The sequence below is a fragment of the Mesorhizobium sp. M0910 genome, assembly GCF_040319465.1.
In the GTDB taxonomy this organism is placed as follows: Bacteria; Pseudomonadota; Alphaproteobacteria; order Rhizobiales; family Rhizobiaceae; genus Mesorhizobium.
Window position 1 is genome coordinate 215,213 of the sequence record NZ_JAMYNZ010000003.1, and the last position, 15,309, is coordinate 230,521.

The 15,309-nt window shown below is 63.4% G+C and carries 11 protein-coding genes; 1 reads left to right on the forward strand and 10 read right to left on the reverse strand.

Translation table 11 applies throughout. The features are described 5' to 3' along the window. Positions 1–189: 189 nt before the first annotated feature. The 8 genes from NKH78_RS08700 to bglB all read right to left on the reverse strand — a co-directional run bounded on the left by NKH78_RS08700 (position 190) and on the right by bglB (position 12,476). Positions 190–3,318 (reverse strand): PAS domain-containing protein, encoded by a 3,129-nt coding sequence (locus NKH78_RS08700; protein ID WP_352737039.1) that lies wholly within the window; start codon positions 3,316–3,318, stop codon positions 190–192. Positions 3,319–3,509: 191 nt separating this feature from the next. Further along, positions 3,510–4,598: an ABC transporter ATP-binding protein gene (locus NKH78_RS08705; protein ID WP_352737040.1), complete on the reverse strand. Its 1,089-nt coding sequence runs from the start codon at positions 4,596–4,598 to the stop codon at positions 3,510–3,512. 7 nt (positions 4,599–4,605) lie between these two features. Next, complete coding sequence (locus NKH78_RS08710; RefSeq protein WP_352777248.1) at positions 4,606–5,658, reverse strand: carbohydrate ABC transporter permease; 1,053 nt, start codon at positions 5,656–5,658, stop codon at positions 4,606–4,608. Next, a complete protein-coding gene (locus tag NKH78_RS08715) occupies positions 5,655–6,677 on the reverse strand; it encodes a carbohydrate ABC transporter permease (RefSeq protein WP_502896023.1) in 1,023 nt (340 codons plus the stop codon). The genes NKH78_RS08710 and NKH78_RS08715 overlap by 4 nt, the downstream gene beginning before the upstream one ends. Then, positions 6,674–7,942: an ABC transporter substrate-binding protein gene (locus NKH78_RS08720; protein WP_352701576.1), complete on the reverse strand. Its 1,269-nt coding sequence runs from the start codon at positions 7,940–7,942 to the stop codon at positions 6,674–6,676. Before NKH78_RS08720 ends, NKH78_RS08715 begins: the two co-directional genes overlap by 4 nt. An 87-nt stretch (positions 7,943–8,029) precedes the next feature. Continuing rightward, the gene (locus NKH78_RS08725) at positions 8,030–10,549 is read right to left on the reverse strand and encodes a hypothetical protein (protein WP_502899788.1); all 2,520 of its coding nucleotides are present in this window, start codon (positions 10,547–10,549) and stop codon (positions 8,030–8,032) included. Continuing rightward, positions 10,546–11,376 carry a 5-dehydro-4-deoxy-D-glucuronate isomerase gene (kduI, locus tag NKH78_RS08730; RefSeq protein WP_352701577.1) on the reverse strand — a complete coding sequence of 277 codons (831 nt, stop codon included), beginning with the start codon at positions 11,374–11,376 and terminating at the stop codon, positions 10,546–10,548. Before kduI ends, NKH78_RS08725 begins: the two co-directional genes overlap by 4 nt. Next, positions 11,376–12,476, reverse strand: a complete 1,101-nt coding sequence (bglB, locus tag NKH78_RS08735; RefSeq protein ID WP_352701578.1) for a beta-galactosidase BglB — start codon at positions 12,474–12,476, stop codon at positions 11,376–11,378. Before bglB ends, kduI begins: the two co-directional genes overlap by 1 nt. Before the next feature lie 111 nt (positions 12,477–12,587). On the opposite strand from bglB, the gene NKH78_RS08740 reads away from it, so the two are divergent. After that, a complete protein-coding gene (locus tag NKH78_RS08740; RefSeq protein ID WP_352777246.1) occupies positions 12,588–13,655 on the forward strand; it encodes a LacI family DNA-binding transcriptional regulator in 1,068 nt (355 codons plus the stop codon). Here the strand turns inward: NKH78_RS08740 and NKH78_RS08745 are convergent. Next, positions 13,640–14,122 (reverse strand): flavin reductase family protein, encoded by a 483-nt coding sequence (locus NKH78_RS08745; RefSeq protein ID WP_352777244.1) that lies wholly within the window; start codon positions 14,120–14,122, stop codon positions 13,640–13,642. The genes NKH78_RS08740 and NKH78_RS08745 overlap by 16 nt on opposite strands. Further along, entirely contained in the window at positions 14,122–15,279 is a 1,158-nt protein-coding gene (locus tag NKH78_RS08750; protein ID WP_352882675.1) for an LLM class flavin-dependent oxidoreductase, read from the reverse strand. Before NKH78_RS08750 ends, NKH78_RS08745 begins: the two co-directional genes overlap by 1 nt. Positions 15,280–15,309 lie beyond the last annotated feature (30 nt).

Genomic DNA, 15,309 nt, shown 5'->3' on the forward strand with positions numbered 1-15,309 from the left:
GCTTCGTGTAGCACTTGTTCTTGATAGCTGGACTGGGCTGACGGACTCACGTCGCCACCCTAATCCCGCCACGCCCCAACCGCACCTCATGGAAATCCATGCATTGCACGGGGCGGCGGCGCCCCTTCACCGAGAGCCGAAAAACCAAGCGCTTACTGAGCGCCGCCGGTGGCCGAGGTGTCGCCCGACTTATTGCGCAGCTTTCGCTTCAACCGGGAGAGTGAAGATGAATGTCGCCCCACGCGGCACGCTATTTTCCACCCAAAGGCGTCCGCCGTGAGACTCAATGATCGAACGGGAGATCGCGAGCCCCATGCCCATCCCGTTCCCTTTCGTTGTAAAGAACGGCTCGAATATCTTGTTAGGACGTTCGATACCCGGGCCTCGGTCGCTGACCTCGGTCTGGATCGTGTCCTCTATCCGGTGCACGCGCATCCCAAGAACCTTGTCGCCCGCGGTGGTGTCCATCGCCTCCATGCCGTTGCGAATGAGGTTGACCAGGACCTGCTGGATCTGGACGCGATCGAACGCAACCAGCGGAAGGTTGCTTTCGACGTCGATGTCCATGCGAACGCGACGCCGCATGGCTTCCTCGGCCATAAGGTCACGGGCTTCCGCAACGACGCTGGGGATCGGCGTACTGGTTCTCATTTCAAGCGAAGGTCTGAACAAGGCACGGATGCGGCTGACGACATCCGCCGCCGAATTGGCGTCGCGGATGATGCGCTCGGCCGTGATCTTCGCGCGCTCGACGTTCGGGGGCTCGGCGGACAGCCAACGGTGGCATGCGTTCGAGTTGGCGACGATGGCGGCCAGCGGCTGGTTCACCTCATGAGCGATGGATGCGGAGAGTTCGGCAAGGCTCGCCGCCTGACTCGCACGCGCAAGTCTCTCTTGTGCCAGTCGAAGCTCCTCTTGTGTCCGCACCTCATTTTCGATGTCGAGGCAGATAACGTTCCATTGCACTATGGCGCCTTCGGCATTGCGCATCGGCGCGGCACGCGTCTCGACCCAGCGATATTCACCATCGAAGCGCCGCAGACGGTGCCGTCGCGCATACGGCTCGCCTGTGGACAGACAATGGGCATATCTTTCTTTGACGCCTGTCAGGTCGTCGGGATGAACACCGGCGTCGAGTGTGCCAGCCAGCCGCGACTTTCCCGCTTCGTCCAATTCCTCAAGATTGTATCCGAGGAATTCGCGGAGCTGCTGGCTGCGGTATATCGGTTCGCCATCTGGCGCGGCGCAATCGATCATTGCCGGCAGCGTTTCAACGAGCTGCCAGAGAGCGCGTTCTCTCTCGCGCAGCGCCGCTTCGACGCGCAGCTGATCGTCGATGTCGTGCGTAAGACCGTACCACTGGACAATGCGTCCGCCGTGATCCCGCAGCGGCTCGGCGCGGCCCTCCATCCAACGATAAACGCCATCGGCACGGCGTAGGCGATACCTCATGAAGAAGCGCTCGCCGGTGGCAAAGCAGCTGTCGAGTGCTTCCTTCAGGCTGGCTGCATCGTCGGGATGGACGACGGTGGCAATGAAGGCCGCCAGCAGGCTCATGTCCGGTTTTTCCGCGTCCGCTATGTCCAGGCCGAGAAAATCTATCAGGCGCTTGTTGAAGAAGGTCGGCTCACCGTTGGGAGACAGCCGCCAGAGGTAGCTCGGAACCATGTTGACGAGTTGCGAGAGCTCTCGTTCCCGGTCGTGCAACGCCGCTTGCGTGGTCACCAGGTCATGGATGTCGACGCTCACACCGTACCATTGGAGAATGCTGCCATCTTCGTCGCGCAGCGGCTCGGCGCGAGTCTCGGTCCAGCGATAGCCGCCGTCGGCCCGCCGTTGGCGATATCTCTGAACGTAAGGCACGCCCGTTGCGAATGAATGGCGGATCGCCTGCCGTGCGGTGTCGATATCGTCTGGGTGGATGACGCTCAGCGACGGCGAGCCGTCCGGGGCCGTGATGTCATGGAGCGTGGCCCCGGTTACATCGGTGAACCGCTTGTTGACGTAGGATGGCGTCCCTTCCGGTGTCGTACTCCAGATCAAAGCGGGCACGGTGTCGATAAGCTGCTGAAGGCGCCGCTCACTTTTGCGCAACGCCGCCTGCGCGCGCACCTCATCGTCGATGTCGAGAGAAACCCCGTACCACTGCACGACCGTTCCGTCGTCATCGCGCCGCGGCTCGACCCTGCACTCAGCCCAGCGATAGGTGCCGTCTTTTTCGCGCCAGCGAAACCGCATCGCGGAGCCGCCGCCAGTTTCGAAACAACTCAGCAACGTGCGCTGCACCTCGGGAGCATCTTCGGGATGAATCACCTCGTACAGCAACGTTTCGATTCCCGGCTCGCCGAGCGCGTCAAAGTTGGCGATAACGGAGCGGAAATGGTCCTGGTATCGCTTGTTGAAGTAGACCGGCCCGCCGGTCGGCATCACGCTCCAGATACGGACCGGCACGGCGTCGATCATGTGCCGAAGTTGTTGCTCGCTCTGCCGCAACGCCGCTTCGGCGTGCATCTGATCGTCTATATCGTGACAGAGGCCATACCACTGGACGATGCGGCCGGCGTCATCGCGCATCGGCTCCGCCCGGCTCGACATCCAGCGATAGACGCCATCGGCACGGCGCAGGCGATAGCGCATGGCGAAGCTCGCACCGGTAGCGAAGCAACCGCGGAGTGCATCGCCGAATGCTGCCGCGTCGTCCGGATGAACGGCGGCCTGTATCATCGCCGCCAGCCGGCTCATGCCCGGTCGGTCCAGATCCGCTACGTCGAGGCCAAGAAAGTCAACCATGCGCCCATTGAAGAAGATCGGCTCGCCGTCGGGATCGAGCCGCCAGATGTGACTCGGGACCATATCCACGAGCTGCGAGAGTTCCCCCTCCCGGTCGCGCAATGCTGACTCGGCCCGCTTCTGATCCTCAATGTCTATTGTCGTGCCGTACCATTGAATGATGCGCCCCTGGCTATCGCGAAAAGGTCGTCCTGAGCTTCGAAACCAGCGATAGACGCCATCGGCGCGCCGCAGACGATGCTCGGTATCATAGGGATCGCCGGTTTCGAGGCAATGCCGCCATCTGGCGGCTACAGGATCATAATCGTCGGGATGGACAGCTCGACGCCAGCCGAACTCATCGTCGTCTTCGGAAGTGTTGAGATCCTCATGCGTGTTGCCGAGGAACGCCAGGGTGTTTGGGCTGACATAGGTGAATCTTCCGGCGGCATCGGCTGCCCACGCGTGGCCGGGCATGCTCTCGATGATTTGCAGCGCAAGCGTTGCTTCGGGGTCGATTTCGCCAAGTGAGTTGGACGCTGGTGTCATTGGCTTCTCCTGTCGGACAAAAAAGCCTGGGGACCGTCAGCGCTTGATATAGCACTTGTTTTCAATATCTGGACAGGCGAACTCACCGCCTAAATCTAGTTCCGCCATGCCTCGGCTGCATCTCATGGAAATCCATGTATTGCGCGGAGATATCGCCACTACGAGGCCCCTAACGATGGCCTCGCGTGAGGCTAACGCTGTGGAACGCGCAGCCCGGCGGCATCGAAGAGATGCATGCGCTCCGGCGGCAGAGCGAGGTTGATCGGCGGCCCTTGCGTTTCAACGCCCTGCTGCTTGAGAACGGCGATCAGTTTGCTGTCGCCGGCAATGGTGGCGTGGACAACGGTTTCCGGTCCCAACGCCTCGGCCAGCATTACACGCGCTTCCACCGATCCCTTGCTGCCATTCGAAAGTTGGATGTCGTGTGGCCGGATGCCAAGCGTCGCGTCGTCTCCCGGTTTCAGCGCGACCCCATCGGCCGCGATCGAGGCTGAGAGCCCGCCTGGACCTTCGACACGCACCTCGGCGCCGCTTGCCGAACGCACCTTCACCGGCAGCAGGTTCATCCGCGGCGCGCCGATGAAGCCGGCGACGAACAGGTTGGCCGGCGCGTTGTAGAGATCGAGCGGCCGGCCAACCTGTTCGATCCGCCCCGAGCGCATGACCACGATGCGGTCCGCCAGCGTCATCGCCTCGATCTGGTCATGGGTGACGTAGATCATCGTGGTTGCCAGCCGCCGGTGTAGGCCCGCCAGTTCAGCGCGCATGGTGATACGCAGTTCGGCATCGAGGTTGGACAGCGGTTCATCGAGTAGAAAGGCGGTCGGATTGCGCACCACCGCACGGCCGATTGCCACGCGCTGCTTCTGGCCGCCCGACAGTTGACCGGGCCGGCGGTCTAGATAGGGAGCAATTTCCAGCATGCGCGTCGCTTCCGTGATCCGCGCGTCGATCTCGGCTTTGGGCATACGGATGTTTTCGAGGCCAAAGGCGAGGTTCTGGCGCACGCTCATGTGCGGGTAGAGCGCGTAAGACTGAAACACCATTGCCAGACCGCGCTGCGCGGCCGAAACGTTGGTGACGTCGACCCCGTCGATCTCGATCTTGCCGTCGGTCGGTCGATCGAGCCCGGCAATCAGCCGCAGCAGCGTGGACTTGCCGCAACCCGACGGGCCGACGAGGACCAGCATCTCGCCGTCACCGACGTCGAGGTTGATGCCGTGCAAGATCTTCATCTTGCCGTAAGCGCGATCGATGTTGGTCAGCGTTATCCGTCCCATGACATCCTCACTTCAGCCCGGTGCCGGCAATGCCGGAAGTGATGTAACGCTGCAGGAAGACGAAGACGAGGACGACGGGGATCATCGTCACCACGGTCATCGCCAGGATGTAGTGCCACTGCACGTTTAGCTGGCCGGCATAGGTATTGAGGCCGACCTGGAGTGTGTAGAGTTCCTTGCGCGACAGCACCACCAGCGGCCACAGAAAGTCGTTCCAGCGCCAGACGACCGAGAAGATCGCCAGCACGGCGAGCGCCGGTGCTGCAAGCGGCAATACGATGCGCCAGTAAATCTGCCATTCGGAAGCATTGTCCATGCGAGCCGCATCGAGCAGCTCGTCGGGGATGGTCAGCATGTATTGGCGCAGCAGGAAGACGCCGGTTGGCGTCGCCACGGTCGGCAAGATCACGCCCCACAGCGAATCGAGCAGCCCAACGGCGCCCACCACCGAATAGAGCGGCACCAGGATGACCGACAGCGGCACCATCAGCGTACCGACGATAACAAGCATCGTCAGATCGCGACCGCGGAACTTGTATTTCGACAAGGCGAATGCGGCCATCGAATTGGTGAGCAGCGTGATCAGCGTCGCCATTGCCGTCACAAAAATCGAATTGCGCAGATAGCGCAGGAAGTCGAAATGGACGAAGGGCTCGGTGTAGTTCTCCGTCGCGAAGCCGATTTCGCGCACCGGCTGCCGGTCGGCGATGTTGATCTTGACGACATCCTTCGGCGCCTGCGGGTCCACCATCTGCGCCATGATGCCGATGCGCCGCACCTCGGCCAGCACCTTGCTCGAACCATCCGGCAGCTTCACCCTGTAGAGGGCCAGCGGCTTGTCGTAGCCTTCGACCGTCGCCTGTTGGCTGACATAAGGCATTATGGTCGGGGGGAACTCGGCGAGCTGTGCCGGCGTCTTGAATGACGAACCCACCAGCCAGACGGCCGGGCCGAACATGATGACAACACCGCCGAGCAGCCACAGCCAGCTCACGATATCCGTCCAGTGCCAGCCGCGACCGCCGCGCCGGCGGGTCAGGAATGTCACGACCCGGCTCATTCGCGGGCTCCTTTCCGCTCACCCCGGCGTCCGACCTGCAGCTGAACCAAGGTGAGCACGACCAGCACCAACCCCATCAGGATCGAAGCCGCCGAAGCCAGCCCCGGATTGCGCAACAGGGAGGCGAAGCCGATCTCATAGATGTACTGCGTGATATAGAGGGTCGAGGTTCCCGGCCCTCCACCCGTCAGCACATAGACTTCGTCGAAGATCTGCACGGCGCGGATCAGCGTCAGTACGATGACGACAAGCAGATTCGGCATCAGCAGCGGCAGCGTGATGCGCCAGAACACCCGCGCCGGCTTCGTGCCGTCCATCTCGGCCGCTTCGTAAAGGTCGCGCGGGATCGCCTGCAATCCGGCAAGCAGGATGAGCGTGTAAAAGCCCATATGTGCCCAGACCGAAACGCTGACGGCGGCGGTGAAGGCCCAGAAACGGTCCGTCAGCCAGTTGTGCGGCTCGCCGCCCAGATCATGGACGATCAGGTTGAGCAGGCCCTGGCGCTGCAGGATCCAACGCCAGATCAGGCCGGTGACGACGGGCGACAGCAGCACCGGAAAGAAGAACACCGCGCGCCAGAAGCTGCGCCCGACGATCTCGCGGTTGAGGATCAACGCTGTCGCCATCGACACGGCCGTCATCAGCGCCACCTGCACGACGACGAACAGGCCCGTATTGTGCACGGCCTTCCAGAAGAGATCCTCGTGGCAAGTGGCAGTGTCCAGGTAGTTGCCGCAATCGAGCAGGCGGCGGTATTGCTCGAGCCCCACATAGGTTCGGTCCTGCAGGAAGTAGGCCGTTCCCGACGTGGCCGAATAGAAGAAGTTGATGATCATCGGCACCAGGACGAAAATGCCGAAGATCGCCATGTTTGGCGCGAGGAAGAACGCGGCCATGCCACCGGTGCCCGTCGCGCGCTGCCAGAACTTCAGCGGCACGTTGACGATCGATGCCAGCCAGACGACCGGCGCCGCGAGCGCGGCGCCAGTCCATGCCTTCAGTGTCGCGGCGGCGGTCACTTCGCCTCGGCAACCTTGTCGGCGATATCCTGGTCGATTCTGCCCCAGGCATCGTCGAGGCTGAGTTCGCCGGCCATCACTTGGCTGACGCGCGTCACCAGCGCGGCGAAGTAAGCGTTGGCCCACTTCCACGGCGGCAGCGCATCGGCCGCCGGCAGGGTTTCACCCGCCGCCTTGACGAACTTGTCGAGCGCCGGACCGACGTTCTTGTCGGCCGAGACCCATTTCAGCCCGCCCTTGTCTACGACGCCCTTGTGCGCGGGCAGAAACAGCGTGCGCTCGCTGAATTCTTTCACCACGTCTTCACGGGCCAGATAATCCATGACCTTGGCGACGTCCTTGGGATTTTTGGTGTATTTGATGGCAACCAGCGCCGCGCCGCCCTTCACCCCCGAACATCCTGCGGTACCGCAGGGCGAGCCGGTTGCCACCCAGTCGAAACTATCGCCGATCTTGGTCGACAGATTGGCGACCTGCCAGCTGCCCGAATAGTAGAACGGGATCTGGGCGTTGATGAAGTCGTCGGCGGCCGCGCGATAGGTCGAGCCTGCCGCCGACACCCAGGTATCCTTCAGCATCAGGCCCTTGGCGGTCCAGTCGACGAGCTTGCCGACGAACGCCTTGGTGCCGTCGTCCACTTTCGCCGGCATGCCATCGGGGCCTATATAGTTCGCTCCGAAGGAGACATTCGGACCCGAAATGCGGTGACCGGAACGGTCGATGGCGAAGGCAGCCGGAAGCTGCTGGCTCTTCGCCACCTCGGCGGCGGCGGCGATCCAGTCGTCCCAGGTCGCCTTGTCACCGGGCAGCGGCACGCCGGCCTGTTCGAACAGCGTCTTGTTGGCGAAGCCGCCAGTGAGCGTGAGCTGGGTCATGAAACCCGGGATGGCGTTGGAGCCATCGGGGCGCATCCAGTCCAGCGTGTCAGCGAAATTGGCCTCCCAGTATTTCGGATCGGCCACCAGTGGCCTGAGATCGAGCCAGTGCTGGGCAAGCTCCTTGATGTTCGTGACGCGAGCGATGTCCGGCCCCTGGCCGGCTTCGAGCTGGATGGGCAGCTGCTCCTGGATCACCTTGTAGGCGACGTTGTCGAGCGTGACGTGGATCTCGGGATTGTCCTTCATGAAGCGGTTCAGAATGTCCTGGATGACATCGCCCTCGACACCGTCCGAATACCACATGATGCGCACGTCACCGGCAAACGCGCTGGTCGATGCGAGCAGACTGACCGATAGCGCGGCCAGCAAAGTGCGGGTCTTATTCATGCTTGGTCTCCTCCTTTAGCGGGGCGGCGCCCCGATGGTTCAAGCGGCCACGCCCTCTCCTCTTGAGCGTCGCAGCCGATTTCCTCCCTACTCTCTTTGCTTCATGCGCATCGCCTCACCGCGCACGGTCCAATTGGCCGGATCGAGTGTACGTCCCTCAGCCACAATCCTTGCGTCGGCCAGGAAATGCACCGTGCCGTACTCCGGATCCTCGGCGGTCAACTCGCCGTCTGGACCCGACCGCACAGACAGGCCGGCAAAGGCGCCCGCCCACGCGTCGAGCGCCGGCAGATTGGCATTCCGATCACCGAGGCGGACGATCCATGTCGTCCTGCGTCCCGCCGCCCGCAACTCGTTGCCGGCGGTCGGGCCGGCCACGACCTGCGTGAGCGGAACATCCGTCTTCAACATGACGAAGGCGTCGCCAGATTGCGCGAGCGCCCGATCGCCACCCACTTGCACGGCATCGAAGGCACTTGCGGGGAACCAGGCGTGTGAAAAGTCGGGCTGTTCATCCGAGCAGGAGAAGCTGACTATGGCGAGGTCGCGGTATTGGTGAAGCCGGGGCAAAGTGCCTGAGCCGCCCCAATATGATGGTCTGCCATATCCCGACTGCAGCACTTCGCCGGGGTGGTTGATCCAGATCTGCGCATCCGGATTCTTGCCCAGCCGGGCGTGAATGACGGTTTCCTGATAGCCCCATTGGTTCCAGCGGTAGCCAGCGGCGCTGCCCATCGCATGGTTGCGCGTCTTATAGTGGTAGAGCCGCGCGAAGCGGTCTTGTCCCTGCGCGAAAGTCCATTCCCACGCCGTATCGTCGGTGAGGGAAGCAATTGCAGCCAACCCATCGGGAACGCTCAAATCGTGATCCCGCAGACAGAGTGCCAGCTGCGGCAGCGCGTGAAAGCGCATGCCGTAATTGCCCTTGCCCCAAAGCATGCGGCAGATGCCGGATAATTCCAGGGAACGCGCGGCGCGCAGCGTGTGCTCATAGGAGCGGCCCTGCGCCCCGGTGAGAATGCCGCGGTGCGCCGAGCGGGCGACGAGTTCAAGCAGGCGTATGATTGCCTTGCCGACACGTTCGGCGATGTCCTTGTCCGGGGCCAGCGCGTAGAGCGCGCACAGGCCCTTGAGGTCGATCGGGAAATAAGGCGCCGAGTTGAACTCGGCCATCTCCCATGCCTCGAAATGGTCGAGCCAGGCGCGTACACGCGCGGCTCCAACCGCGGACTGTTCGCGGCCAAGGCGGCCCGACCGCACGAACCGCACATCAGGCAACAGGCCCCCGGCAATATAGGCGGCGGTGTGGAAGAGCAGCGCGTGGTTCTCGGAGAAGTACCACTGCACATCATTGCCGGGCTCGTCCATCCAGTAGCGATAGCCGAGGATGGCGTTGTCGACGCGCGCGCGCAGGCTCGCTTCCAGCCGATCGCCATAGGCCTTGCGGCACCACAGCAGCGGCACCAGGATGAAGTCGGCGCAATCGTGACAATCCTCGATCGCCGGCAGCGTGCCGGAGATCATGGCGTCGGTCTCGGCGCCCTGCCGCCCGATCGCCAGGCGCGCCAGCGCGCGCACGGTGTCGGCCTCGGCGTGACCGGCGACCTCGCGCAGGGCTTCATCTATACGCGCGGTAAGCGTTTCCGGCGCATCGCCCTGACGGCGCGCGTGGCATATCTCGACGCCGAAGACACGCGATACGGAATGGTCTGCGACCGTCAGCGCCACCTTGAAATGGCGAAAGTCGGCCGGCAGCTGCTCGGTATCGGCGATCGGCAGCCGCGTCTGGCCCGCCGGCAGATCGAAGGCGAAGCGCACCGGCGTCTCGATCGACATGAAATCGCCTTCGATCTCGATCTCGACTTGCGCGTCGCGCGGCAGGGCCACGCCGGTGACGAGCGCCACCTCGCCGCCGTCATAGGCGGGACGGTCGAAATGCATGTCGTCAAGGGCTGCTTCCATCGCATCGGCAACGCCGCTCTCGACTTCGATCGGCAGTGCCACCGAAGCAGCCGGACCGGATAGATAATCGAGCTGGAAATAGTAGCGGGCGTCGCGCTCTGCGAGATCGTCGAACCATATCCGGACGTCGTTGCGGCCGGCCTTCAGCGCGATCTTGAAATGCTCTGCACTTTCCAGATTGCGGCCGTAGGGCGCCATCCAGCCGGCTTCCTCGCCATTGGCAAAGAGTGTGGCGCCGCCGCATGTGCGCAGCCGCACCAGCGCCTCGCCAGTCGAGGCCGCCTCGATGGTGGTCTCGGCCCAGGTTCCAAGCACCGTCGGCCGGAACCAGAAGCCCGATAGGTCGATGCGCGGCGAGGCGAAGGGCAGCCAGATGCGCTCGGCGCCGAATTCGGCGCTGACCTGTGGTCGCTTGCCGCGTCGTTCCGCTGCGAACTGCGCGCGGCACGGATATTCATGGGGAATGAAATTCTTGTGCTTGGTCAGGAAGAAGAAGGGATCCATCTCGCCTTGCATGGGCTGGTCGGCCACGTCGTAGCGTTGCTCGGCGATAGACCCGAGCCGCCAATAGACGATTGGCTGCCCCGCCATGAGCGGCCGGCGCAGCGTAAAGTCCGTCCGAACGCTTTGCGCGGCCTCGCTCATCGCAAATCCTTCACGGCAACTGGATCGACATCGGTGTAGGCCTGGTTCTCGCCGGTCATGCCCCAGACGAAGGCATAGGGGCCGGTCCCGGCACCCATATGGATAGACCAGGCAGGCGACAGGACGACGTCGCCGTCAGCGACCATCAGGTGGCGCGTCTTGTCTGGCCGGCCCATCAGATGGATTACACGGTCGGCCTCGGCGAGGTCGAAATAGCAATAAGCTTCCATGCGCCGCTCATGCAGATGCGGCGGCATGGTGTTCCACACACTGCCCGGCGCGAGGTCGGTGATCCCCATCAGCAAGAGGCAGGACGGGGCCACTTCGGGATGGATGTACATACGCAGCGTGCGCCTGTTCGCGCGGGCCTCCTCGCCGAGCACAAGCGGCCTGGCTTCGCTGCTGACGATGAGACGGTGCGCAACATCGGCGCCGGCCGGCACCGAGTTCATGTAGAAGCGTGCCGGCCTCTCCGGATCGTCGCTCTCCAGCGTCACCTCACGCGCTCCACGTCCGACATAGACGATGTCGCGGTTAGCCACGTGAAAGCGCCGGCCGTCCACCGCGACCGTGCCATTGCCGCCGAGATTGGCGATGCCCATCTCGCGCGCGTCAAAGAAGAGCGGGGTGCCGACTTCGGCCCCGTTGCCGAATGCCAGCGGGTTGGCCAGCGGCATCGCGCCACCGAAGATCATGCGGTCGACATGGGTGTAGACGAATTCGATCGCGCCAGGCCGGAACAAGCCGTCGACGAGGAACTCGGCCCTCAGCCGGTCCGTGTCCATGCCGGCAATATCGCCCGGCGACGCGCCATAGAGCGTCCGCATCACGCCGCCTCCACCTTCGACTGCAGATGCCGCGCCCCTTCGGTCAGGCACAGAATGGCCAGCGCCTGCCCGTAGCCCGTCGGATGGATGGGTATATCGCGATAGAACTGCAGGTCGGCGCCCATGCGTGTGCCATAGGACACGTTCGCCACCACACCTTTGTCATCGATGTTGGCCACCACGGCTTCCAAGGCGCGGAGGCCGGCGGCACGGCACTCTGTCGAGCCGATTCCGAGCCGCGCGGCCTTCATCAACCCGTAGCCGAAGCCGGCCGTGGCGGAAATCTCCTCGTAAGACATCGGGTCGTCGAGCAGAGTGTGCCATGCGCCCGAACCTGCCTGCACCTCGAGCAGGGCGTTGATCTGCGTGTCCAGCACGCCGAGCAGATAGGCTCGGACCGAAGGTGCAATTTCGGCGAACTCCACCAGTTCGAGAATACCGACGGTAATCCAGGCATTGCCTCTCGCCCAACGCGCACGGGCGAAATTGTGCCGTCCCGCGAACGTCCAGCCGTGAAACCACAGCCCTGATGCCGGGTCAGCGAGATAACGGGCGTGAACCAGGAATTGCCTTTCTGCTTCCTCGACGAAGCGACGCTGGCCGGCAGCCTGGCCGTAGGATGCGAGGAACAGCGCCACCATGAACAGCGTGTCGTCCCACAATTCGTCGTCGTTGACCCGGTCCGAAACATCATGCTGGAAACCGCCTTCGGGCGTCCGCGGCAAGGCGATGACTACCTGCTCGGCCCATTCGCGCAGGACCGGCTCGAAGCGCGGCTGGCGCCGCCGTCGCCACAATTCGCTTAGCGCCAGCAGAGGCGCGGTGGTGTTGACGTTCATCGCCGGGAGACCGGCAGCGATGCGTCGATCATACCAGGTCTCGATCGTCTGCAGCAGCCGATCGTCGCCGGTCTGCGCCCACAGCCGAACCAGCCCGTAGAGCCCCACGCCTTGTGGCCATTCCCAGCTGTCGAAGCTGACATAGTCGCCCGGCGTGCCGTCGAGATTAGGCTCATGGAACCGCCCGTCATGACGCAAGCCGGTCATGCCCGCCACGAGGCTGGCAAGCGCGGAATTCAGGCGTTCGGCCGATAGCGGCATCACTCCTCCCGTTTCTCCCGCTTCATCAGAACTGTTTCACAGCCATTTTTCTTGCGCAATCTGAAAATTTTTTGCATTAATCGGATGACTTTGCCGGAGATAACGAAGCGGATGAATATCCAGGGCAAGCGCGGCCGCCCCAGCCGCCGCATTCGACTTGAGGAGATCGCGGCGCGTTGCGGCGTGTCGGTCAGCACCGCCTCCCGTGCGCTGAGCGGCGTCGGCGGCGTGAGGGATGAGCTTCGCACCAGGATCATCGAAACGGCGAAGTCGATGAACTACGCCATTCCCGCCTCGGTTGCCGGCCGCAAGGTCATCCTGGCCGCAAGCAGCGTGGCAATGGTGGACAGTGCCCGCAATCAGTTCACCTACCATGTCCTTGATGGACTGAACGAGCGTGCCGGGTTGCTGGGCGTCGAACTGGTGACCCGGCCGGTTTCGGCGCCCGAGGACGAAATCGCGCTGCTGCGTGAATCCGAGCGCGACGACAGCGTCGCCGGTTGCCTGTTTCTGACGCTGGACGATGACGATGTGCTGACGCTGACAGCCGGCTTCGCTAAGCCGATCGTGCTCGTCAACGGCGACGATCCCTCGATGCGCCATTCGAGCGTGACGCCCTGCAATCGCTCTGGCGCCATGCTTGCCGCGCAGCATCTGATCGGCCTTGGCCACCGCCGCATCCTGTTCCTGATGCGGCGTGGCCGGCGCACAATCGAGCGGCGCTATGAAGGTTGGCGCGACGCGCTGATCACGGCCGGCATTGCCGGCTTCGACGACTTTGTGGTCGAGGTGCAGGACTGGCTGCCGGAACTTGCGAGCAGAGCCGTGACCAAGCGCATCGCGGCCCGCGGCCTCGATTTCACCGCCGTGCTGACGGCCGGCGACAGCCTGGCGTTTGGTGCCATCGCCGGCGTCCAGGAGGCCGGATATTCGGTGCCTGGCGATGTGTCCGTGGTCGGTATGGACGACTTGCCGCTCGCTGCCTTCTGCAACCCGCCGCTGACGGCGATGCACATTCCCATGCGCGAGATCGGATCGGCAGCACTTAGCCTGCTGCTCGACGACATGGCCCATTCGGGGTCGCCGCCGCGCCGCGTCGAGCTTGCCTGCAATCTCGTGGTGCGCCAGTCGACGGCACCAGCCCGGAGCGGCGCCGGCGGTCATCAACTGGCCTCTTGAGCGCGCGACTTGCCGCCAGCAAAGAGCAGCGGCAAACCCTTTTGCGTCTCCAGTTCAAGGACACGTCCAAGCAGGATCATATGGTCGCCAGCCGGGAAACGGTCGGCGACGCTGCATTCGAACCGCGCCAGCGCGCGCGGCAGCAATGGCACGCCGTGCTCGTTCCACGACAGGTCAAGATCGGCAAAGTCCGTCCCCGACTTCGAAAAACGCCAGCACAGATCGATTTGATCTTCCGCCAGCACGTGAATGGCGTAGTGCGCGGAATTAGCGAAGGCTTCGAACCGGCGCGAGTGGCGGCCGATTGACCAGAGGACCAGCGGCGGGTCGAGCGACACGGATGAGAAGCTGTTGGCAGTGATTGCGACCGGGCCGTCGGCCGTGCCAGTGGTGACGACCGTTACGCCTGTGGCGAAGCGCCCGAAGGCATTGCGCAAAAGGCGTGGATCGCACACGACATGCTCCATCAGCGGCGCTCCCCCGTTCCCAGTGGTGTCGCCGGGATCCGTTCCGGCACCCGGCCATAGGCGTGCGGGAGCGAGCATGTCTTGAGCTGGGGCAGCACCTTGGTGCCGAAATGGCGCGCCTCGTCGAGATGCGGGTAGCCGGAAAAGATGAAGGCGCGGATCCCCATCTTCATATATGCCTCGATTTCCGACAGAACCTGATCGGTCGAGCCCACCAGCGCCGCGCCGCAGCCAGAGCGCGCTCGCCCGACACCCGTCCACAGACGCGGCTCGACATAGCCTTCGGCATCGGCGATCTGGCGGTTCCTGGCCTGGTGCGATACGCCGAGCGATCGGGCGTCGAGCGCGCGCTCGCGGATCGCCCTGCCCTGCTCGTCGTCCAGCTTCGAAACCAGCTCCCGGGCATATTCCTTTGCCTCGGCCTCGGTGTCGCGCACGATCATGTGGACGCGCAGGCCGTAGTCGAGCGTCCGCCCATGACGCTCGGCGCGTTCGTGGACGGCTTTCATGCGCCCGGCAAGTTCCTCCCTGGTTTCCGGCCACATCAGGTAGACATCGCACTGTTCGGCGCAAAGCTCGAGCGCGTCGGGCGAATAACCGCCGAAATAGAGCAGCGGGCCGCCATTTTGCTGATAGGGCTTCGCTGGCGCCGTCGAGAGTCCTTTATAGCGATAGACCTCGCCCTCGAAATCGATGCTGTCCCTGGTCCACGCCCGGCGCAGGATCTGCACAACCTCGCGCGAACGCTGATAACGGTAGGCGTTGTCGGCTGTCTCGCCCGGAAAGTCCGACGAAATGATGTTCACCGTCAGCCGGCCTTCCAGCATGTGATCCAGCGTCGCAATCGTGCGCGCCAGCATGATCGGCTGCATCTCGCCGCAGCGCACAGCGGCGAGCAGATTGATCTTCGAGGTGATCGGCGCGCAGCCGGCTGCGAAGCTCAGCGTGTCCTGGCCGACCTGATAGGACGACGGACACAGGATGTTGCGGAAACCTAGTTCCTCGGACGCCTTCACGATCTCGGAGCAATGCGCCCAGCTCGAGCGCAACGCGCCGTCCGGCACACCGAGATAGCGATAGTCGTCCGAGCAGAGTGCGGCGAACCACGAGACTTCGGCTGCATCGAGATCCGGCGAGGTGATTGGGACGATGCTCATTGCCACTCTTCAAAAAAGAAGCTCGGGCCA

Coding starts and splice junctions, on each gene's coding strand:
- NKH78_RS08750 (WP_352882675.1), bottom strand. CDS start 15,279: ATGAGCATCGTCCCAATCACCTCGCCGGATCTCGATGCAGCCGAAGTC.
- NKH78_RS08740 (WP_352777246.1), top strand. CDS start 12,588: ATGAATATCCAGGGCAAGCGCGGCCGCCCCAGCCGCCGCATTCGACTT.
- NKH78_RS08745 (WP_352777244.1), bottom strand. CDS start 14,122: ATGGAGCATGTCGTGTGCGATCCACGCCTTTTGCGCAATGCCTTCGGG.
- NKH78_RS08710 (WP_352777248.1), bottom strand. CDS start 5,658: ATGAGCCGGGTCGTGACATTCCTGACCCGCCGGCGCGGCGGTCGCGGC.
- NKH78_RS08705 (WP_352737040.1), bottom strand. CDS start 4,598: ATGGGACGGATAACGCTGACCAACATCGATCGCGCTTACGGCAAGATG.
- NKH78_RS08720 (WP_352701576.1), bottom strand. CDS start 7,942: ATGAATAAGACCCGCACTTTGCTGGCCGCGCTATCGGTCAGTCTGCTC.
- kduI (WP_352701577.1), bottom strand. CDS start 11,376: ATGCGGACGCTCTATGGCGCGTCGCCGGGCGATATTGCCGGCATGGAC.
- NKH78_RS08700 (WP_352737039.1), bottom strand. CDS start 3,318: ATGACACCAGCGTCCAACTCACTTGGCGAAATCGACCCCGAAGCAACG.
- NKH78_RS08725 (WP_502899788.1), bottom strand. CDS start 10,549: ATGAGCGAGGCCGCGCAAAGCGTTCGGACGGACTTTACGCTGCGCCGG.
- bglB (WP_352701578.1), bottom strand. CDS start 12,476: ATGCCGCTATCGGCCGAACGCCTGAATTCCGCGCTTGCCAGCCTCGTG.